Source organism: Enterococcus sp. E4-150 (assembly GCF_035726465.1).
Taxonomy (GTDB): Bacteria; Bacillota; Bacilli; order Lactobacillales; family Enterococcaceae; genus Enterococcus_B; species Enterococcus_B faecium.
This window is the reverse complement of record NZ_JAPRGK010000007.1, coordinates 105,946-126,194: the sequence shown is the minus strand read 5'-3', so window position 1 is coordinate 126,194 and position 20,249 is coordinate 105,946. Positions and strand designations below refer to the sequence as shown.

22 protein-coding genes, 1 tRNA gene and 1 pseudogene are annotated in these 20,249 nt (G+C 37.7%); 18 read left to right on the top strand and 6 right to left on the bottom strand.

The window, feature by feature from the left end; all coding sequences use genetic code 11:
* Positions 1 to 3: 3 nt before the first annotated feature.
* Together OZ002_RS07940 and OZ002_RS07935 are read right to left on the bottom strand one after the other, a co-directional pair.
* A complete protein-coding gene (locus OZ002_RS07940) occupies positions 4 to 651 on the bottom strand; it encodes a metal-dependent transcriptional regulator (protein ID WP_002286616.1) in 648 nt (215 codons plus the stop codon).
* A 183-nt stretch (positions 652 to 834) separates the two neighbouring features.
* Positions 835 to 1,176, bottom strand: a complete 342-nt coding sequence (locus tag OZ002_RS07935) for a DUF4828 domain-containing protein (protein ID WP_002294538.1) — start codon at positions 1,174 to 1,176, stop codon at positions 835 to 837.
* A 164-nt stretch (positions 1,177 to 1,340) separates the two neighbouring features.
* On the opposite strand from OZ002_RS07935, the gene sfsA reads away from it, so the two are divergent.
* From sfsA to OZ002_RS07880, 11 genes are all read left to right on the top strand, one after another.
* Positions 1,341 to 2,069, top strand: a complete 729-nt coding sequence (gene sfsA, locus OZ002_RS07930; RefSeq protein WP_002286614.1) for a DNA/RNA nuclease SfsA — start codon at positions 1,341 to 1,343, stop codon at positions 2,067 to 2,069.
* 15 nt (positions 2,070 to 2,084) lie between these two features.
* Entirely contained in the window at positions 2,085 to 3,098 is a 1,014-nt protein-coding gene (locus OZ002_RS07925) for a Gfo/Idh/MocA family protein (RefSeq protein ID WP_002286612.1), read from the top strand.
* Positions 3,098 to 4,375: a DEAD/DEAH box helicase gene (locus tag OZ002_RS07920; RefSeq protein ID WP_123849745.1), complete on the top strand. Its 1,278-nt coding sequence runs from the start codon at positions 3,098 to 3,100 to the stop codon at positions 4,373 to 4,375. The genes OZ002_RS07925 and OZ002_RS07920 overlap by 1 nt, the downstream gene beginning before the upstream one ends.
* A 62-nt stretch (positions 4,376 to 4,437) precedes the next feature.
* On the top strand, positions 4,438 to 7,140 hold the full coding sequence (locus OZ002_RS07915) for a sigma 54-interacting transcriptional regulator (RefSeq protein WP_123849746.1): 2,703 nt from the start codon (positions 4,438 to 4,440) through the stop codon (positions 7,138 to 7,140).
* Positions 7,141 to 7,291: 151 nt separating this feature from the next.
* Positions 7,292 to 7,609, top strand: a complete 318-nt coding sequence (locus OZ002_RS07910; RefSeq protein ID WP_002286606.1) for a PTS sugar transporter subunit IIB — start codon at positions 7,292 to 7,294, stop codon at positions 7,607 to 7,609.
* Positions 7,610 to 7,638: 29 nt separating this feature from the next.
* A complete protein-coding gene (locus OZ002_RS07905; protein WP_002286604.1) occupies positions 7,639 to 7,959 on the top strand; it encodes a PTS lactose/cellobiose transporter subunit IIA in 321 nt (106 codons plus the stop codon).
* 107 nt (positions 7,960 to 8,066) lie between these two features.
* Positions 8,067 to 9,527, top strand: coding sequence for a PTS sugar transporter subunit IIC (locus tag OZ002_RS07900; protein WP_002286601.1), 1,461 nt, complete (start codon positions 8,067 to 8,069; stop codon positions 9,525 to 9,527).
* A 67-nt stretch (positions 9,528 to 9,594) separates the two neighbouring features.
* Entirely contained in the window at positions 9,595 to 9,816 is a 222-nt protein-coding gene (locus tag OZ002_RS07895) for a hypothetical protein (RefSeq protein WP_002286598.1), read from the top strand.
* 30 nt (positions 9,817 to 9,846) lie between these two features.
* Complete coding sequence (locus tag OZ002_RS07890) at positions 9,847 to 10,029, top strand: DUF3188 domain-containing protein (protein WP_156249174.1); 183 nt, start codon at positions 9,847 to 9,849, stop codon at positions 10,027 to 10,029.
* Entirely contained in the window at positions 10,029 to 10,442 is a 414-nt protein-coding gene (locus tag OZ002_RS07885; protein WP_002286592.1) for a DUF3284 domain-containing protein, read from the top strand. Before OZ002_RS07890 ends, OZ002_RS07885 begins: the two co-directional genes overlap by 1 nt.
* 122 nt (positions 10,443 to 10,564) lie before the next feature.
* Complete coding sequence (locus OZ002_RS07880; RefSeq protein WP_002286589.1) at positions 10,565 to 11,746, top strand: GNAT family N-acetyltransferase; 1,182 nt, start codon at positions 10,565 to 10,567, stop codon at positions 11,744 to 11,746.
* Positions 11,747 to 11,816: 70 nt separating this feature from the next.
* Here the strand turns inward: OZ002_RS07880 and OZ002_RS07875 are convergent, their stop codons facing one another.
* The gene (locus OZ002_RS07875; RefSeq protein WP_002286676.1) at positions 11,817 to 11,981 is read right to left on the bottom strand and encodes a hypothetical protein; all 165 of its coding nucleotides are present in this window, start codon (positions 11,979 to 11,981) and stop codon (positions 11,817 to 11,819) included.
* A gap of 155 nt (positions 11,982 to 12,136) precedes the next feature.
* Here OZ002_RS07875 and OZ002_RS07870 point away from each other — a divergent pair.
* A tRNA-Arg gene (locus OZ002_RS07870) sits at positions 12,137 to 12,210 on the top strand.
* 68 nt (positions 12,211 to 12,278) lie between these two features.
* Here OZ002_RS07870 and OZ002_RS07865 read toward each other — a convergent pair.
* Together OZ002_RS07865 and OZ002_RS07860 are read right to left on the bottom strand one after the other, a co-directional pair.
* Positions 12,279 to 12,476: pseudogene (locus OZ002_RS07865) on the bottom strand (tyrosine-type recombinase/integrase); the annotation flags it as partial.
* Positions 12,477 to 12,858: 382 nt separating this feature from the next.
* The gene (locus OZ002_RS07860) at positions 12,859 to 14,091 is read right to left on the bottom strand and encodes an aminopeptidase (RefSeq protein ID WP_002286469.1); all 1,233 of its coding nucleotides are present in this window, start codon (positions 14,089 to 14,091) and stop codon (positions 12,859 to 12,861) included.
* Positions 14,092 to 14,346: 255 nt separating this feature from the next.
* On the opposite strand from OZ002_RS07860, the gene OZ002_RS07855 reads away from it, so the two are divergent.
* Positions 14,347 to 14,916, top strand: a complete 570-nt coding sequence (locus tag OZ002_RS07855) for a TetR/AcrR family transcriptional regulator (protein WP_002286467.1) — start codon at positions 14,347 to 14,349, stop codon at positions 14,914 to 14,916.
* 178 nt (positions 14,917 to 15,094) lie between these two features.
* On the opposite strand, the gene OZ002_RS07850 is transcribed toward OZ002_RS07855, so the two are convergent.
* Positions 15,095 to 15,535, bottom strand: a complete 441-nt coding sequence (locus OZ002_RS07850; RefSeq protein WP_002297963.1) for a flavodoxin — start codon at positions 15,533 to 15,535, stop codon at positions 15,095 to 15,097.
* Between the two features lie 157 nt (positions 15,536 to 15,692).
* Here OZ002_RS07850 and map point away from each other — a divergent pair, with 157 nt between their 5' ends.
* The 5 genes from map to OZ002_RS07825 all read left to right on the top strand — a co-directional run bounded on the left by map (position 15,693) and on the right by OZ002_RS07825 (position 20,247).
* A complete protein-coding gene (gene map / locus OZ002_RS07845; protein ID WP_002294533.1) occupies positions 15,693 to 16,457 on the top strand; it encodes a type I methionyl aminopeptidase in 765 nt (254 codons plus the stop codon).
* A gap of 31 nt (positions 16,458 to 16,488) precedes the next feature.
* On the top strand, positions 16,489 to 17,412 hold the full coding sequence (locus OZ002_RS07840) for a YihY/virulence factor BrkB family protein (protein ID WP_002286461.1): 924 nt from the start codon (positions 16,489 to 16,491) through the stop codon (positions 17,410 to 17,412).
* A 75-nt stretch (positions 17,413 to 17,487) separates the two neighbouring features.
* A complete protein-coding gene (locus OZ002_RS07835; protein WP_002332067.1) occupies positions 17,488 to 18,627 on the top strand; it encodes an MraY family glycosyltransferase in 1,140 nt (379 codons plus the stop codon).
* Positions 18,620 to 19,420: a glycosyltransferase gene (locus OZ002_RS07830; protein ID WP_002377108.1), complete on the top strand. Its 801-nt coding sequence runs from the start codon at positions 18,620 to 18,622 to the stop codon at positions 19,418 to 19,420. The genes OZ002_RS07835 and OZ002_RS07830 overlap by 8 nt, the downstream gene beginning before the upstream one ends.
* Entirely contained in the window at positions 19,420 to 20,247 is an 828-nt protein-coding gene (locus OZ002_RS07825) for a glycosyltransferase (RefSeq protein ID WP_002286453.1), read from the top strand. The genes OZ002_RS07830 and OZ002_RS07825 overlap by 1 nt, the downstream gene beginning before the upstream one ends.
* Positions 20,248 to 20,249: the final 2 nt, after the last annotated feature.

Genomic DNA, 20,249 nt, shown 5'->3' with positions numbered 1-20,249 from the left:
CCTTTATATTTTATCGACAAAAATCGTGCTGGCCGCCTTGAAGCTGACGGGGATTTTCTTTCTATCATTTTGGATAGTGATCGGTCCTTCATAAGCTGCGATGTCAACGATCTCATATTCTTCGTTGATATTCAGGTCAATAGTGACTAAGTAATCCAACAATTCTTTTTCATCAAGCACTCGTGCGATACGCACTTTTGTACCGACAGGATAGGACTCCAAGGTTTGTCGGCGTTCTTCATGGACAACTTCCTCTTTTTTAGGAATCGATCCTCCATGAGGACAATGTTCAGGATGATTCAAATAGTTTTCTAAATGATCTGCAAGATGTTCCGAAGTCACATGTTCCAATACTTCGGCATCATCATGGACTTCATTCCAGCTATAGTCTAAATGTTCAACTAAAAAAACTTCCCATAAGCGATGTTTGCGAATCAGACTGCTAGCTTTTTGCAGTCCGCTTGCAGTCAATTGTACACCTTGATAAGGGGAATGTTCTACAAGCTCTTCTTTCACAAGTTTAGAAATCATTTCACTGACAGATGCAGCTGAGACATCTAGACTAGATACGATTTGTTTATTGTTGACTTTCGTTGTATCTCCACCTAGTTCTAAAATGATTTTCAAATAATCTTCTCGATTTGGTGTCATATTCGATCATCCTTTCATGGTAAAAAACCATCATTAGTAAGTGTAACAAAAAAAACGTTAATTGACTATTTTTCTAAATAAAAAACAAAGGATTTTTAGACGTTTTTACAACAAAAAACGAAAGATGATAGAGAAGACTCATTCTTTCGTTTATAAAGGATATATATATACATTGGGAGGGATCTATTTTTCAGATAACAACTTATATGAAGTGTCTGCAGATTCGTCATAAAGAGTTTGTTCGGGATAAGAAAAGATAAGATAAAAACCATACTGATCACGTACGACTAAACGATATTCATCTATTTCTACCACAGATGTGCCAAGAGACTGACCGTTGATCAAAAACGTGTAATCAGATGTAATCTGTAATTGTTGTTTTTGCTGGCTATCACTAAAGAACCATGTACCTTGATACTTTGAGAGTCCTTCTGACTTTTCCGCTTGTTTTTTCTTTTTCAAGTAAATAAAACTTGAGAGAACGGTAATGAGTGAACCAAGAAAATAGATCATTTTTTTTATCACCAAATCACTCCTTTATGAGAAAATAATCGCATAGACATATTCTTTCTTCTTTATTTCATTGTACCGAATAAAAGCTAAAATTTCTCTAAGACTTTCGACTGGTTTTTTTACTGTTTTTCTACAAATTATGATAGGATACATAGTAGGAAGAAAGGTGACATAATTTGAAGTATCAGCAAGTGGAAATAGCTTTTTTTATTGACCGCCCGAATCGGTTTATAGCACATTGTATGAAAAAAGACGGAGAAATAATTATTGCGCATGTCAAAAATACAGGTAGAGGAAAAGAGGTCCTGATACCAGGCGCTGAAGTGGCTATTGTATTTGCTCCTGGACCTAAACGGAAAACCGCCTATGATCTGATTGCTGTAAAAAAGAAGGGTGACTGGTTTAATATCGATAGTCAATTGCCTAATCGGCTGGCAATTGATGGTATTTTAGACGGCACGATCCTTTTACCAGGATTAACTGGTCCATTTACGGTATACAAGCGTGAAGTAACTTATCTTCACTCCAAATTTGATATTTATTTAGAGACGGTGGTCGGACAAAAAGCATTTGTTGAAGTCAAAGGTATGACACTTGAAAATAAAGCGATTGGTGCTTTTCCTGATGCGCCCACACTCAGAGGATTGAAACATATAGGAGAATTAACGTATGCCGCACAAGATGGTTATGCCGCTTATGTCTTGTTTATTGCTCAATTCGAACATCTTCATCTGGCAACGATCCATGAAGAAATGCAACCAGCACTAGCTGATATGGTTCGACATGCGCAGCAAAGCGGAGTTCAAATCCTCGCCTATAATTGTCAAGTATCGGCAGATGAGGTAACTGTCAAGCAGGCCATTCCATTTGATGTAGATATCCCTTTTGAAGATCCTATACAATAGAAAGAAGGTAAAATAATGATCAACTTAGGTATTATCGGAACAAATTGGATTACTCATCAATTTGTCCAAGCAGCTTTAAGCACAAAAAAATATGAATTGACAGCGGTATATTCTAGACATTTGGAAAAAGCACAGGAATTTGGTTCTCATTATGAAGGGGATATCGAATTCGCAACAGATTTGAAGACTTTTTTCAATATTACTCATATGGACACCATTTATATTGCTTCTCCGAATAGTCTTCACTTTAGTCAAGCTAAGCAAGCAATTTTGGCAGGAAAAAATGTGATAGTTGAAAAGCCAGCTTTTTCGACGCCAAAAGAAATGGATGAAATCATCCATTTGGCAAATGAACACAATGTGTATTTTTTTGAAGCAGCAAGAAATATCCATGAATCAGGTTTTAAAAAGATTGCCGATTACTTACCATTAAAAGACGAGATAATCGGTGCAAATTTCAGCTATATGAAATATTCTTCGCGCTATGACCAAGTATTAGATGGAGAAGAACCGAATATCTTCTCGACTCATTTCTCAGGTGGTGCATTGATGGATTTAGGTGTTTACCTTGTATATGCAGCTGTTGCTTGGTTTGGAATGCCAAAAGAAGTCCATTATTTCCCAAGAAAGATTTCTACTGGTGTAGATGGTCTTGGATGGGGGATCTTACGTTATGAGAATTTTGATGTATCGATCCAGCCAGGTAAAATCGGTGATTCTTATTTACCGTCAGAGATTTATTTTGACTCAGGAACGCTAGTGATGAATGGAGTCAATGCAATTGAACAAGCACAATTTCATGATCGCGCGCATAAAGAAATCATTGATTTGGCGGTAACAGCTGCAGAAAATCCAATGGCAGATGAAGCAGAGGATTTTGCCAATGTCATGGCTCATCCGAAAGATCCAGCTTGGGGATTGTTGTATGAAGAGTGGATCGAGCTAGCTAGAAATGTGAACCAAGTGATTTATGATTTAAGAAAAAATGGCGGCATCAAATTCGATGCAGATAATGAGGAAGATTTTTAATGAACGAATTTGTACAAGTATTTCCCGAAAATTGGCAGAAAAAATATGAGGATAAAGGGTTTATCTCACCTTCTCTTATTCAACGAGCAGTTTTTCAGCCACTAAGTAATAAACAAAGTATAGTAGCGGTTTCTCCTACAGGTTCAGGTAAAACACTGGCTTATCTTTGGCCTCTACTACTAAACGTGGAACCAGGTGAAGCAAGTGCGTTGGTCATTTTTGCTTCTTCTCAAGAACTAGCTATTCAAGTAGCAGATGTTGCACGTGAATGGGGAAAAGACAAAGAGTTGAAAGTCCAATCTTTGGTGGGCGGAGCCAACGTCAAACGTCAGATTGAGGGGTTGAAGAAAAAACCAGAAATCTTGATTGGTACACCAGGAAGAATATTGGAATTGATGAAAGCAAAAAAAATAAAAGCACATCAAGTGAAAACAATGGTATTTGATGAAGCAGACCAGCTATTTGACGCTGGGAACAGCCAAATCATTGATCAAATTCTTCATCAAGCTCCAACAGAGTATCAGCTAGCTTTTTTTTCAGCGACAGCAGATCGTTCCCTTGAAAGCATTGAAAAAATCACTGGGAAAACGTTTGAGACAATTGACGTGACAGCAGAGGACGATTCTCGAAAAGGACTGAGACATTACTTTTTACGTGTACCGATACGAAAGAAAGATGACTACTTGAGACGTCTCACGCATATAGAAGATTTTCATGGTCTGATTTTCTTTAATCAACTGACTGAATTAGGCGTAATGGAAGAAAAATTGCTGTATAGAGGTGTACCGGTAGGAAGTCTGGCCTCTGATCAGAACAAGCTACTCCGAAAAGCAGCGCTAGAACAATTCAAAAAGAAAATGGTCAGAGCACTTTTGACCACAGATGTGGCGGCTAGAGGTTTAGATATTACAGGTCTTCCTTATGTAGTGAATGCAGAAGTTCCGTTAAGTGAAGAAGCTTATTTGCATCGTTCGGGAAGAACTGGTCGAATGGGTAATGAAGGAATAGTAATTACACTCGTACAAGATAATAATCTAAGAGATTTAAAACGGCTTTTACGTCCATCAAATATAACACTTGAAGAGATTTTTTTATACGGAGGTAAGCTGCAAACTGAGCAGCCAACCAAAGAAGATGCAGCTCCTGCAGTAAATAAAAAGTATGCGAAAACTTTTTATGGAAAGGAGCAGAACCCAGAATATAACAAAGAAAAAATAAGAAAAAAAGTTAAAAATAAATCAAAAAAAGAGAGAAATAAAGGAGCAAGGCGCAAATAAGCGCCTTTTTATGCTATGATTATGAAAACGGGAACAAAATTGGTTGCCAGAGGAGGGGTTATGTGAAAGAACGTCAAGAAGAGATCTTGCAGCTATTGACAGAAAACCAACAAGGATTGACAGCAAGTGATGTAGCTGAGCGCTTAACTATCGATCGAAGCAATGCAAGCCGATATTTAAGTGAACTATACAAGGCCCATCATATTGTAAAAACCGCTGGCCGACCAGTCGTTTACTCTTTGCCAACGGAAAAGTCAAAATCTGATGAAGTGCATGTCGACTCTTCTACGCAAGTGACTTTTGAAACACTCGTTGGAGAAAATGATTCTTTAAAAGTCAGCATACAGCAGGCAAAAGCTGCGATTCTTTATCCACCGCGGGGGTTGCATACGATTATTTTTGGAGAAACTGGTACAGGGAAGTCGATGTTTGCTGAATGTATGTATCATTTTGCAATCGATTCAGAGATGCTTTCTGCAGATGCGCCATTTGTTTCTTTCAATTGTGCGGATTATGCTCAAAATCCGCAACTGCTCTTTGGACACATCTTTGGGATCAAAAAAGGGGCTTACACAGGAGCAGCTCAAGATAGTCCCGGTCTAATAGCCAAAGCAGACGGCGGTATATTGTTTTTAGATGAGATCCACCGTTTACCGCCGGAAGGGCAGGAAATGCTGTTTACTTTCATTGATAAAGGTATTTACCGTCCGCTTGGAGAAAGTGCACAAGTACATGAAGCATCTGTTCAGATCATTGGGGCGACGACTGAATCTTCAGAAAGTTTCTTATCTACGTTCAATCGACGGATTCCTATGGCAATCACCTTGCCGAATCTTTCTTCACGTTCACTGGATGAGCGTTATGAAATCATCTCTCTTTTTATCAAACAAGAAGCGAATCGTTTGAATCAACGTATCGATATCGAAAAAGAAGCGATTCTTGCCTTCATGCTTTATGATGCGGAAGGAAATATCGGTCAAGTGAAACGAGACTTGAAACTAGTCTGTGCAAAATCTTTTTTACATTACCGTACTCATCATGAGAAAAAGCTAATCATTCGAAAAGAAGAACTTTCCCTTCAAGTACAAAAAGGATTACTGAAAATCAAGGAAATACCGGAACGTCTCGACCGATTCATGGACAGCAAAAGTCAGTATTTGACATTTGAACCAGGATTTGCTGATGTTGTCTGGTCACAAGATCCAGAACGAAACATGCAGGTCTATAACGATATTGAGGAAAAAGTCACTTCTCTTTCCGAAACCGGTGTGGAGAACATTGATCTAGAGACCCTCATTTCAAAAGATGTGGATGCTTATTTCCAGACATATGTCAAAGAATTGACTAAAAGTTCGATTCCCAAAGATCTTTTGCCAGATGAAATCTGGCGGTTAACCAATCAATTGTATGATGTGGCTGAAAAACGGTTAGACCGTATTTATAATGAAAAAGCTCGTTTTGCTTTTGCTTTGCATCTGCAAAGTACATTGGATCGTGTGAGAGAAGGTCATATGATCGTCCACCCAGATTTGAATAACGTACGGAAAAATTTTAAGAGGGAATTCCAGGTAGCAATTGATCTTTCGACAATCATTGAAGAAGAAGAACAAGTTGAGATTCCTTTTGATGAAATCGGCTTTATTAGTATGTTTCTTTCTATCAATCTAGGAGAAAGTGAGCCTGTTAAAGAAAACAAAGTAGATGTTCTCGTATTGATGCACGGCAGACAGACTGCTTCAAGCATGTTGGAGATGGCACAAGAACTATTAGGAACAAAAGTAGGGAAAGCTTTTAATATGCCACTGGTTATGGAAGTTCAAACAATGTATGAAGAAGTGTTACAATATGTCAAAAACTATCAAGAGCATTTGACGAATGGTCTACTCTTGTTAACAGATATGGGATCATTAAACACCTTCAGTGATTTGATTTATGAAGAGACTGGCATTCGGACGAAAGCTATCACGATGACAAGTACCATGATTGTAATAGAAGCGATACGGATGGCAAGTGTTGGAAGAAGCTTAGAAGACATTTATCAAAATATCCAGCTTTCCTTTGAATCGATCGTACGTGATCAGTTCAAAGCGGAAAAATTTGAAACTTTACAGCGTAAAAAAGCCGTAATCGTGACATGCTTTACTGGTGAGGGAGTAGCTGCCAAATTATATCAGCGTATTATGCCAGTGATTAATCAAAATAAGGTAGAACTGATCCAGATGCAGTTTTTAGAACGTGAATCATTCAAAAAACACATCGATGCCTTATTGGAAGAATATGAGATCAAAGCAATTGCGGGAACAGTTGATGTTGATTATCAAAATATCCCATTTTTTTCAGCCTATGACGTTTTTGATGATGAAAAACTAAATATTTTAAAGCGTATAGCTGATGATGAGATCCCGACAGCTAAAATTGTCGATTCACTTTCTGGATCATTAAGCGATGTCTTTTCTATTGATGAACTGATCCGTTCATTGCAAAAGACAGTTCAGCAGATCCAGACCGATTTGTCGATTATCGTGGAACCTGGAGTAGATACTGGAATCGTTATCCATTTAGCCTTCATGTTAGACGGATTGATCAAACAAGAAAGCCATCGGCAATTTGAGAAACTGTCTATTTTCTCAAAAATTTATCGTTTGGAAATGGATATCGTTCGGGCAAACTTGATGGCACTAGAACGAAAATATCAGGTAAAAATTCCAGAAGATGATATCGCATTTCTTACACAAATGTTTCTTGAAAATAAAATAAAAAAATGAACACACTAATCATACTGTTTACACACTAAACATATGTGTGCGCACTATAAAAAAGAGCTAAAAAGCATGAAAACGCTATTTCAGCTCTTTTTTTTATTGGCATGCTTCTTGCGTTATATAAAAGTGTAAAAAAATAAAAGGAGTGTTAAAAATGGCAAAAAAAACAATCATGTTAGTTTGTTCAGCAGGGATGAGTACGAGTTTATTGGTCACAAAAATGCAAAAAGCAGCAGAAGAAAAAGGGATGGAAGCCGATATTTTTGCGGTCTCTGCCTCAGATGCAGATAATAATTTAGAATCTAAGAATGTCGATGTATTATTATTAGGTCCTCAAGTACGTTTCATGAAAGCTCAATTTGAACAAAAACTTGCGCCTAAAGGTATTCCATTAGATGTCATCAATATGCAAGACTATGGCATGATGAACGGAGAAAAAGTTCTTGCACAAGCAGAAAATCTAATGAAATAAATCAAGTATGCAGTTGGGGGTATAACAACGTGGAAGATCAACAAAATCTAGAAGCCATCATGGGGTTAATCATGTTTGGCGGTAATGCAAAGAGCGATGCAATGGAAGCGATTGCGGCTGCTAAAATCGGTGATTTTGAGTTAGCGGATAGGAAAATCGCTGATGCAGAAGAATCACTTATACAAGCGCATCATGCACAAACAGACATGTTGACACAAGAAGCACAAGGAAATCATATGCAAGTGACATTATTGACTGTTCACAGTCAAGATCACTTAATGACATCTATTGCATTTACTGATTTAGCAAAAGAAATCATCGAACTTTATCGTCGCGTATACAGCGAATAAATACAACTTCTTTTTTGAACGGAAGAAGAAAAATTTTTGAACGGATTTTTTATTTTGTTATAAGGAGAACTCTCTTTATATAAAAAACTTATAGGAGGAAGTAAAAAATGAACGGACTATCAAGTTGGATGGAGAAATACATCCTACCGGTTGCCGCAAAAATCGGAGCGCAAAAACATTTAGTTGCTTTGCGTGATGCTTTTATCGGCACACTGCCCGCAACAATGGCGGGATCAGTCGCTGTAATGATCAATGCAATTATTCGTGATTTACCGCAACAGTTTAACAGTACCTATGCTGACAGTTTAGCAGCAGACAAAGGAATCTTTGCCGTATTGAATGTCATCATCGGAATCAATGGTTTTGTCTGGAACGGTACACTAGCAATCGCCGGATTGATCTTTGCCTTTTCTTGGGGGTATAATCTTGCCCGAGCTTATGGAGTAAATGATCTAGCTGGGGGGATCGTTGGTTTAGCTACCTTGATTCAAGGTATTTCCTTTGGTCCAGCATTATCAGCAGCATTAGATGTGAATGTTCCTTCAAATGTCGCAGATGCAATTAATAGTTCTGAGATTGGTGCAACGATTGCAGATGGCACACTGTCAGTTGGATTATGGGGTTGGCTAAAACTAGATCATTTGAATGGAAACGCTTATTTTACAGTTATGATCATGGGAGCTATTTCAGTCATTATTTTTTGTAAATTGATGCTTGCCAACATTACGATCAAAATGCCTGATTCAGTACCACCAGCAGTATCTAAAGCATTTGCAGCCATTTTACCAGCGACGATCGCTTTATACGTCATTGCTATTATCAATTATATCGTAGGTCGTGTAGCTGATGGGCAACTGATCATTGATTTGGTGCAAAAATATATTGCAGAACCATTCCTAGGATTATCTCAAGGGTTGGGAGCAGTATTGATCGTCACAGTATTTGTTCAAGTATTCTGGTTCTTTGGTATTCATGGACCAAATGTATTGGCACCAGTGCTAGAGGGAATCTGGGGACAAGCACAACTAATCAATATTGATATTTTCCAAAAAGGTTATAACGGAAAAACTGGTACACCAGCCGTGTTAGATGCAATCGAAGATGGAAAAGCTTATATGTGGGTCCGCGGATCGTTCGATGCTTTTGCATGGTTTGGCGGATCAGGCGGAACGATCGTCTTACTGATAGCTATCTTGATTTTCTCTAAACGTGCAGATTATCTAACAGTAGCTAAATTATCCATTGGGCCTGGTATCTTCAATATCAACGAACCAGTGATGTTTGGTCTGCCAATCGTATTGAATGCAATCATGTTTATCCCATTCTTGATTGCTCCAGTAGTAGCAACAGCAATTGGATGGACAGCTACTTATCTTGGCCTAGTCGCTCCGGTATCGCAGCAAGTCACATGGGTAGTACCGCCGTTCTTATTGTCATTCTTAGCAACAGGTGCGGATTGGCGGGCACCGATCGTAACATTAGTATGTATGGTCGTGACTTTCTTGATTTGGGCACCATTTGTCATCTCTGCAAACAAAATGGACCCTGCCGCAGGAGAACAACAATAAGATGAACGTGAGGAGCGGAACGCTTTAAGTTTCGTTCCTCATAATGAATTTTCGAGGAGGAACTGAAATGATTACAATTGCCAGTGCAATGCAACAAGATGAAATCAAAGAATTGTTAGAAGGATACAATGAAGAAGGAATGACTTTTACATTTAAAGAAAAACAAGGAATCAAGCTGTTCTTTGAAACAAGTGCAGAAGATCCGGAAGTTGCGGCTAAAAAAGCAAAGGAACTGATCAAAGCACAGCCTTGGGGAACAGTCCTTTATTTTCAATCAACAGCTGTTTAGAAAATGGTTTAAAAAGATAGGATGGTTGAGATGATAAAAAACGGTTTATTTTTATGTAGTATTGGTTCTTTGATCGTGTTGTATAGTTTGAATCCACATTCGCAAAGGTATGATTTGTATAGTATGGTCACAGGTCTTTTTCTAACAGGATTAGGAATCTATTTCTTCGTGAAGGGAAAAAAAAGAGAAGAAGCAAAGGAGAAAAATAACTAATGGAAATCACGAAAAAATTAAATATTCCAGCATCGTTTTTTTACGATAAAGTTATGGACTCTGTCCTTTTCGATGTACGTAAAGCGACCGGCAAATCAGTAACTAGAAAACAGCTGAAAAATTTGGAGTACGTCAAACAATTCTCGCAAAATAACCGGGCTCGCATAAAAATCGAAGAAGTCATTGAAAACCAGTCTTATAAGTTTCGTACATCGACAACGAAGAATGAATTCGTCGTTCATTATCAAATCAAACCATTGGACGATTCGACCTGTGAGGTTCATTACACAGAAAAAATGGAGTCTTATGGCATGCTTCAAAAGTTGAATGATATGCTTTTAGGAACAATCTTGATGTATTTTAAACGGAGACGTTTCAAAAAAATGCTAGATATGATCGAAGCAACGTATTAAATCAATGAAACATGGTACTATTTAGTTATTGAAAAATGAAGTAAGCTAGAAGGAATTTTTCATAGGAAGATAGATCTTTCCTGTGAATCCTCACTAGCTTTTTTGTAGGAAGGGGCAGCAAAATGACAAACAAAGTAAGAGAGCTAGGTGTATCTTCGATTGAGGAAATGTTTGATTTAGCCACTTATGCATTTAATGGGGCAGATACACCTGAAAGGCGAGAACGTTTTCGTACACTTGCGGAGAATTCTTGGAATTACGGATTTTTTGATGAGGAGGATCGGCTAACAAGTCAAGTCATGGCGACCCCTTTTCCAGTGAATTTTTACGGACAAGAGTACCTAATGGCCGGCATTGGCTATGTTGCTTCTTATCCAGAAGCAAGGGGACAAGGCGGGATCAATCAGATCATGGAAAAGATCCTTGAAGATTGCCGTGATCGTAAAGTAAGCTTATCTTATCTGGCGCCATTCTCCTATCCCTTCTATCGGCGCTATGGCTATGAACAATCATTTGATAAAATCAGTTATCAACTAAACAGTCGTGATGTGCCGTTTATCAAAAAAAAATCTGGAAAAATAAAGCGTATGGATTTTGAAGATGCAAAAGCTGCAATCAGAAGAATTTATGAACAGATGCCGGAAAACCAACGAGCTGGTCTGAAGCGCGAAGACTGGTGGTATACGTATAAATTCAAGCAAAAAGGCAATTACCAGTTTGCTTTGCATTTTGATGATAATGAGGAAGCAACGGGATATATCGTTTATCAGCTTGCAACGTCTTCCTTTATTATTGCGGAGTGGGGATTTTTGGATCATGATGCTTTTTGCAGCCTTGTTCGCTTCGTAAGTTCTCACAATGGTGCTTTTGAAACATTTGAATATTCATGCGGCTACGGCGGTAATGATCAAAATTATCTATTAGAAAATCCATTTGCTTCTGTAATGATCACACCTTATATGATGGCGAGGATCGTAGATATTTCTTTGTTTTTGGAAAATTATCCATTTAAAAAGAGACAAGCTGCATTTGCCCTACAAATAGAAGAAGATCATTATGCGAAATGGAATGAAGGAATCGTGGAAGTAACAATCGAAAATGGAAAAAATCATCTCTCAAAAGTAGAACAAACAAAACTCCCAATCGTTCGAGGAAGTATCCAACATATCACGCAGCTATTATTAGGGTATCGTAAAGTGGAAGAGTTGGTATTCCAAGAAAGAATACAGGTGACAAAAGAATATGAAGAAACGTTAAGCTCAATCTTGCCACAGCAACAGCCAATTCTTAATGACTATTTTTGATAAAAAACGGGTGATGACAATATTTTTGTCACCACCCTTTTGTTTTTCATTTGGCATTTGAAGGAAAATGTTAAAGTAAATCCTCTTTTTTCGTAAATTTGAATTTTTTGTTTTCTTTTGTTTTAGGGTTTTCTTTTTTGTGGTCTTGGATTGCTTCTTTCGTAATCTTTTCCCGATTTTTTTTAGATGAATCTAAGCGTTCTGCGTATACTTTTTCTTTTGGCTTATCATTCATTGGAAAGAACACCTCCCTACATTATCTCATTCTACCTCTAGTTTATCATCTGTTAAGGACTAGTGGAAACGTTTTGCCTAACTTATAAGCTGATTTTTTTAGCAGATAAGCTTGCAAGTAAAAAACAAACAAGCTACAATTGATTTATTGAAATTGTTCCTGTAGCTCAGTAGGATAGAGCAATCGCCTCCTAAGCGATAGGTCGCTGGTTCAATTCCAGTCAGGAACGTACAAATAACCCCTGTATCCTTTGCGGTACAGGGGGTTATTTTGTATTTGTGCCAAAAATGTGCCGAACTAGTTATCATTTTTATATAAACTATCGAACACAGCATTGATTTTTTCTTTATCCTGATCTTCAAGTTCTCGAACAATATGAAGATAAGTAGACATTGTAGTTTCTAAACTGCTATGGCCTAAACGTTTCGATACGCTAAGTATATTTACTCCTTGATAAAGTAAAATAGATGCATGCGTATGTCTTAGTCCATCAATAAACAGTCGAAGAGAGAATAGGCAAAAATTGATTACTAAAGAAAAACTTAATAGGTCGACGGTGTAGTTGATTTTCATACTTCAACAGATTCGAATTAAACGATTTCGATTGGCTTATACCAGTCCTATCCAACGAAAGATATATCGTTCTTAACTCTAGCGGTATAACTTGAAGCTTTACGTAAAGCCAATGGGAATGAACTGGAGATGACTTTTTATTATTTTTAGTAATAGCTGATGGGTTAATACTTACAACTTTCCTTTTCAAAGTACCATATAAAAAAACGGTGGGGTTGTTTAGCGAAATAAAGGATCTAAGCCAATAGCTTAGATCCTTTATTCTATGCTTTATATTATTTTTTGCATGTGTGCGAAAGTATACTCAAGCCCAATCGCCATTTCGGAAAATCGGTACTGTAGAGCCATCTTCACGGATTCCGTCGATATCCATCTTGTCAGATCCTACCATGAAATCTACGTGGGTTTGACTTCTATTCAATCCAGCTTCTGCTAATTCTTCATCGGACATTTCTGTACCGCCTTTCACACTGAAGGCATAAGCAGAACCTAGTGCTAAGTGATTCGATGCGTTTTCATCAAATAATGTATTGAAAAAGATGATGCCAGATTGAGAAATAGGTGAAGGGTCAGGTACAAGTGCGACTTCTCCTAAACGACGCGCACCTTCATCTGTATCAAGCAGTTTTGCTAAGACATCTTCTCCTTGTTCGGCAGAAAAATCAACAACTTTTCCATCTTTAAAAGTAAATTTCATACCCGAGATGATGGTGCCAGCATAACTCAGTGGCTTTGTACTTGAAATGTAACCATCTACTCGATGACTGTCAGGTGCTGTGAACACTTCTTCCGTCGGCATATTTGCCATGAATTTTTCTCCACGAGCATTATAGCTTCCAGCGCCTTCCCAAAGATGGTTTTTAGGCAATCCGATAATGATATCTGTACCGGGAGCAGTATAGTGAAGGGCAGAAAATTGTTCTCGATTCAATTCTTCTGCTTTTTTTGCTAATTTTTCATCATGCTTCTTCCATGCTAAGACAGGGTCTTCTTCATAGACACGAGTCGTTTTGAAAATCTGATCCCATAATGCCTCAACTTGTTTTTCTTCTGGCAGTTCTGGGAAGACTTTTGCTGCCCATTGTTTACCAGCCGCAGCCACGACAGTCCAACTGACTTTATTTGCTTGAGTTGCCTTGCGTAAATTCATTAGTGCTTTGCCATTCGCTGATTGATAAGACGCTACTCGATGGCTATCTACACCAGCAAATGCATCGGGATCGGCAGAAACAACGCTGATCCTGCTTGCTCCTTTTTCAAGCCATTCATCCGCTTGATCGATTTTAGATTGTGGTACATTCTCAATACGATCCGTTGCAGCATGTAAAAGAAATTCTCTTTGGATCTGGTCGTCAGTCCATTGAACGATAACCTCAGCGGCTCCTAGTTTATAAGCTTCTTGTGTGATCAATCGAGCAAGGGGTGCCTGTTCCACGCTGATCTGTAAAACAACTGTGTGTCCTTTTTCTGTGGCTACGCCAGTTTCTGCAATTAAGCGTGCATATTTTTTTAGAAGTTCATTAAAATCAGATAACATAATAAAAATTCCTCCTCACCATTTTTTCTGGTAACTATTAGCATGATACCATTTAATTATGATTCAAACAATGAGGCTTTAAATAAAAAAAGGAGGTTATTTTTTTAAGGTTAAGTTTCATGATATATGTTACTACTTGCTATTTCAGCTTGTGAAGAAAATCAAAAACTAATTTTGCATATCAAAAAAAACATGTTACAATGAAATTAATCAATGGTGGAAGCGTTATAAAAAAATTAAGGAGATTAAAAAAATATGGCAAGAAAAAAGACGATTACTAGAGAACAGATTTTGGCAGCTGCTTATGAAGTAGCTGCCACCGATGGATTTACACGATTTACTGCGAGAAACATCGCGAACAAAATGAATTGTTCCACGCAACCGATTTATCTTGAGTTTAAAAATATGGATGACTTGAGACAAGCTCTTTTTGAGCAGATCTATGATCATTTACAATATGAAGTGTTCACTGTTGAGCATACAGGGAATACGATTATCGATCTTGCTTTTAATTATATCCATTTTGCAAGAAGAGAGAAGAAGTTGTATCGTTCACTGTACTTAGAAGAATATGGTGGAGGAAAAGAGATGCAGAATTTCTCTTATACTTACTTTGTGAATACAGTGAAACGCGATCCAGCTTATGTGAATCTTTCAGAAGAGCAGATCGAATCTTTGTATAATGGGACATGGATCATAGCTACTGGGATCGCAGCTTTGATGTCTTCAAGCATCATCCATCCAACTGATGAACAGATTGAAAAGATGATCCAAGACAGTATAGATGCTATCTTGAAATTCAAAGAACCAATCGAAATCGATTGAATATACTCAAAAGTTCCACAAATCAGTAGATAACAAGAGATGTGTCAAAATAAGGAAAAGTTCGTTTTTCTTACAGCGTATGCATTTTTAACTCCCGAAGAACTCTTCCATGAATGCAATGAATAAAAGAGCCGTACAGATTGAATAAATCTGGATGGCTCTTTTATTTGCAAGTATATTAAATTTTTGCGACTAGTTCTTTAGCGAAAGCTTCTAAATTTTCGATATCTTCTTCTTCAGCATTCAGATCCACTTTAACATTTTCGGCTCCTTTTGATGCGCCTGTTTTTGCAAAAGCAGCATCGAAATCATCCACCGATTTGCAGAATTCATCGTAAAAAGTATCACCAGATCCGCAGACACCGTAAATTTTTCCCGATAGATCCAATTCTTGCAAGTCTTCATAAAAGTCTACGATCTCATCAGGCAAATCGCCATCATCGTATGTATAAGTAGCTACTACGCAAATATCTGCCTCCTCGAATTCATCTGCATCTACTTGGGTACATTCGTTGATTTCGACTTCGATATCCAGATTTTCAAATGCTTCTGCAACAATATCGGCGATTTCTTCAGTGTTTCCTGTCATGCTAGCATATACGATTTTTGCTAAAGCCATGATGTGCCTCCTCGTTTATAATTATTTAACAATTATGAATTATACCAAAACATCATTGAAAAGAAAATAAAACCTAGAGACACCTGGGGAATGTCATTTGGCTAAATGTATGCCGCTATGTTAAAATGAGAGGGATTTGTAAAAAGGAGACGAAAATATGATTACTTTAAAATCAGCACGTGAAATTGAAATGATGGCAGAATCTGGAGCTTTATTAGCAGATGTACATAAAAATCTGCGTGATTTTATAAAACCAGGAATCACAAGTTGGGATATTGAGGTATTTGTCAGAAACTATATCGAGAGTCATGGCGGAATTGCTGCGCAAATTGGCTTTGAAGGGTATGAATATGCGACTTGTATCAGTATAAATGATGAAATTTGTCATGGATTCCCTCGTAAAAAGCCTTTGAAAAACGGTGATTTGGTAAAAGTCGATATGTGTATCGATTTGAAAGGCGGCATTTCTGATTCTTGTTGGGCCTATGTAGTTGGAGAATCTACACCTGAGATCGACCGATTGATGGAAGTAACGAAGAAAGCTTTGTACATCGGTATTGAGCAAGCACAAGTAGGGAATCGGATTGGTGACATCGGTCATGCTATCCAAACTTATGTAGAAGGCGAAAATCTAGCGATCGTTCGTGATTTTATTGGTCATGGCGTTGGTCCTACGATTCATGAAGAACCAGCAGTTCCTCATTACGGAGAAGCTGGAAAAGGGTTGCGGTTGAAAGAAGGCATGGTTATCACGATCGAACCTATGGTTAATACCGGAACTTGGAAAATGAAAATGGATCCTAACGGCTGGACTGCGTATACAAGAGACGGCGGACTTTCTTGCCAATATGAACATACATTGGCTATTACTAAAGATGGTCCAAGAATTTTGACATCACAAGGAGAAGAAGGCACTTATTGATCTAGCCAGTCAATAGGTACGGGAGAGGTACATGAAAGTTTGGAACAAAATAAAACAAAATGAAAATCTGATGCGCTTTATTGAGACGACTCAAAAGCGCATCACTGATTCAGAAATGAGTACGACCTCTGTCGTCGTTGCTTATTATTTACTCTTGTCTTTATTTCCATTGATTATTGCTTTTGGTAATATTTTACCGTTTCTCCACATCGATCAAGAGACTGTACTGACCTATTTACGAGAAGTGATTCCTGAGACCGTTTACCAGTTTATCGGTCCTGCAATCAAAGACCTTTTGACACAAAGTTCAGGAGGCTTGTTATCCGTTTCTGCATTAGCGGCTTTATGGTCTGCAAGTCAAAGTATCAATGCTTTGCAAATTGCGATGAATAAAGCGTATGGCGTAGAAAATAGAAAAAATTTTTTGATCGTCCGTTTCTTCTCACTAATTGTCATTGTCTTGTTCATGATTGCTATTAGTGGGGTAACTATCGTTCTTGGGTTGGGACAGCTGATTTTGGATGCTATTCAGCCAATCGTACAAATACCCGTGAACTTTATCGATCAGTTCCAAACTTTGAAGTGGCCAATCACATTGGTAGCTTTATTTGTCATCATGTTCTTGATTTATTTAATTGTCCCTAATGCTCAGTTGAAGTTGAAGACGATCATTCCGGGCACGATCTTCGCTACTGTCGGCTGGATGCTGTTATCACAAGTGTTTAGTATCTATGCTAGGTATTTTGCAACGAGGATCAGCGGTTATCAGATCATAGGAAGTTTTATTGTACTCATGCTTTGGCTTAATTTTGCTGCTACGATCATCATTTTGGGCGGAATCATCAATGCAGTTGTTCAAGAATACGTGACGGGTCATCAAATCAAAAAACGTCGAGATCCAAGCCGAAAATGGTTCAATAAATTGAAAACTAAATTTTCTCATAAAAAAAAGTAGAAACAAGAGTTCTTATTGTAAATTTATATCAGTAATTTATAATAATTATGACTCTTAATTAAAGTAGGTGCCCATATGCTTGTTTCTTTTAGTATGGTTATAAGATTTTTTCTGACAATTTTATTATCACTGATATTAACACCTGTATTCAAAATCATTTCAGTACAAACAGGTATGGTCGACAAACCAAATGAAAGAAGAATAAATAAAGTTCCAATGCCTTCAGCGGGCGGACTGCCTATCTTTATTTCATTTGTTATATCGACTTTATTCTTATTCCGTAAAATTATCCCTCAATCGTATATTGTACCGATCCTGATTGCTTCTTTAGTAATCATAGTCACAGGAGTGCTCGATGATAAATATGAGCTGACACCTAAACAAAAAAGTATAGGGATCTTGATTGCTTCTCTTATTATTTATTTTGTAGCAGATATACGTATTGATTCCTTCACGCTTCCTTTTATTGGATATATCCAACTAGGCTGGCTTAGTTTTCCCGTAACGGTTTTTTGGATCTTCGGTATCACGAATGCGGTCAATCTGATTGACGGTTTGGATGGGCTGGCGGCAGGGATTTCATTGATCGGTTTAATTACGATAGGAATCATTGGATATTTTTTCCTCCATGCTTCTACAGTGTATATTCCAGTTGTTATTTTCTGTCTTGTAGCAAGTATTATCGGTTTTTTTCCTTACAATTTTTATCCGGCAAAGATTTATTTAGGCGATACAGGAGCTCTATTCCTAGGGTTTATGATGGCCGTCCTTTCACTACAAGGGCTGAAGAACGTGACTTTTGTTTCATCGATTTCTTTGCTGATCGTCATGGGAGTGCCGGTAACAGACACGTTTTTTGCTATCATTAGGAGAAAAGCAAACCGTGTTTCTTTTTCTACAGCAGATAAAAAACATCTTCATCACCGACTAATCAGTTTAGGCTTTACTCATAAAGGTGCTGTCCTGACGATTTATGCGATGGCTTTGATGTTTTCTTTCACAGCTATGGTCATGAATTATACTGGAAGAATCGGAACGATCATATTGATTATTGCCATGTTGTTTGCTGCAATTTTATTATTTGAATTGATTGGTCTGATCAATGAGAAACATCAGTTTATTTTAAAAACATTGCGATTTTTAGGGAATAAAGAGTACCGTACGCAAGTAAAACAGAAATATTTGAAGAAATGGAACCGTCATATAGATGAATAACAAATTAAACCAGCCGATCCTTATTAGTATTGTGACGGCAAACAGTGATAAAATTTTTCGGACACTAGATAATTTTATTTCAACTGTAAAAGATGAAACAGCAGTAAAAATCCGAATTTTTGACAACAATTCACTTCCCGAGTACAAAAAAAGACTAACAAAGTATAGGAAATATCCCTACATCGATATCTATTTTCATGATGAAAATTCCGGATTTGGTTATGGACATAATCACAATCTGATAGCTAGCGATTCTCGCTATGGCATTATTTGTAACCCAGATATTTTAGTGGATGAAGAGACAGTTACAGCATTGGTCTTGTTATTGAAAGAACATCCGGAATGTGCGATGTTAGCACCTAAGATTCTTAATGAAGATGGAACAACTCAGCACCTCATCCGTGAGCAGCTGGCTGTTTTTGATTACGTTTTGCGCTTTGTGCCTTTCAAATGGGTCAAAAAAAAGTTTGACAAACGACTGGCTGTGTTTGAATGCCGAGGATTGCCTACTGATGCTAATAGTTATGTACGGATGATCTCAGGTAGTTTTATGGTAGCTGATATTGATAAATTTAAAGAGATAAAGGGGTTTGATGAGCGTTTCTTCATGTACTTTGAAGACAACGACTTGTGTTTGAGTTTTGAAAAAGCAGGTTACAAGTTATTGTACACACCCTTTTATGCAGTTATCCATTTTTACGGGAAGGGTGCGCATCGAAATGCAAAACTGTTTCGCGTGTTTTTGACTTCTATGATGAAATTTTTCAATAAGTGGGGGTGGCGTTTTTTCTGATGAAACCAGAAATATTAGTAGTCGTTGTGCTTTATCAGCAACTATTCAGTCAATCTCCAGCTTATGGACCATTAAGCAAAGCACTTAGCGAAAAGCAAATTCAGCTTATTATTTACGATAATAGTCCTCAAAGGCAGCAAAATGAGCTGTTTGAAAAAGAAAATATCGTTTATCATCATGATCCGCAAAATCCTGGTTTAGCGGTGGCTTATAATTTTGCGTTGTCTCAAGCAGATGAAGGAACACGTTGTCTCGTCACTCTGGATCAGGATACGAGGCTAGTCGACGATTATTTTGAACTATTGCGTAAAGTAACCTTTACAGATGAATGTGTTGCTGCAGTTCCGATGATTTTTTCTGGGAGCCGACAAGTTTCTCCCCTATATTCAGATCGTTATATCAATCGTACAGCTCAAGCAGTAGAAGTTGAAGGCCCAACAGCTGAACGAATCATGGCAATCAATTCAGGTGTTGCCTGGTCTGTCAAATTTCTAAAAAAGATTGGCGGGTTTAATCCTGCTTTTTCTTTAGATTTTTTGGATCATTGGCTGTTTTGGAAAGTGGATCAGTTGGAAAAAACTGTGGAGATCCTTCCTGTACGAATGGAACATGATCTTTCGGTTTTAGACTATGAAAAAGTTTCAAGTAATCGATACCGTTCTATTTTACAAGCAGAAAATCGATTTTATCATGAATATGATCAAAGGCATTTATCCAGTCACCGACGACAATTATTGTTAAGAACAGCTAAACAGTTCTTGACCGTCAAAAACCGGCATATCTGGCGGATGACTTTGCGCTCATATGTTAAGAATTGGAAGGTGTGAAT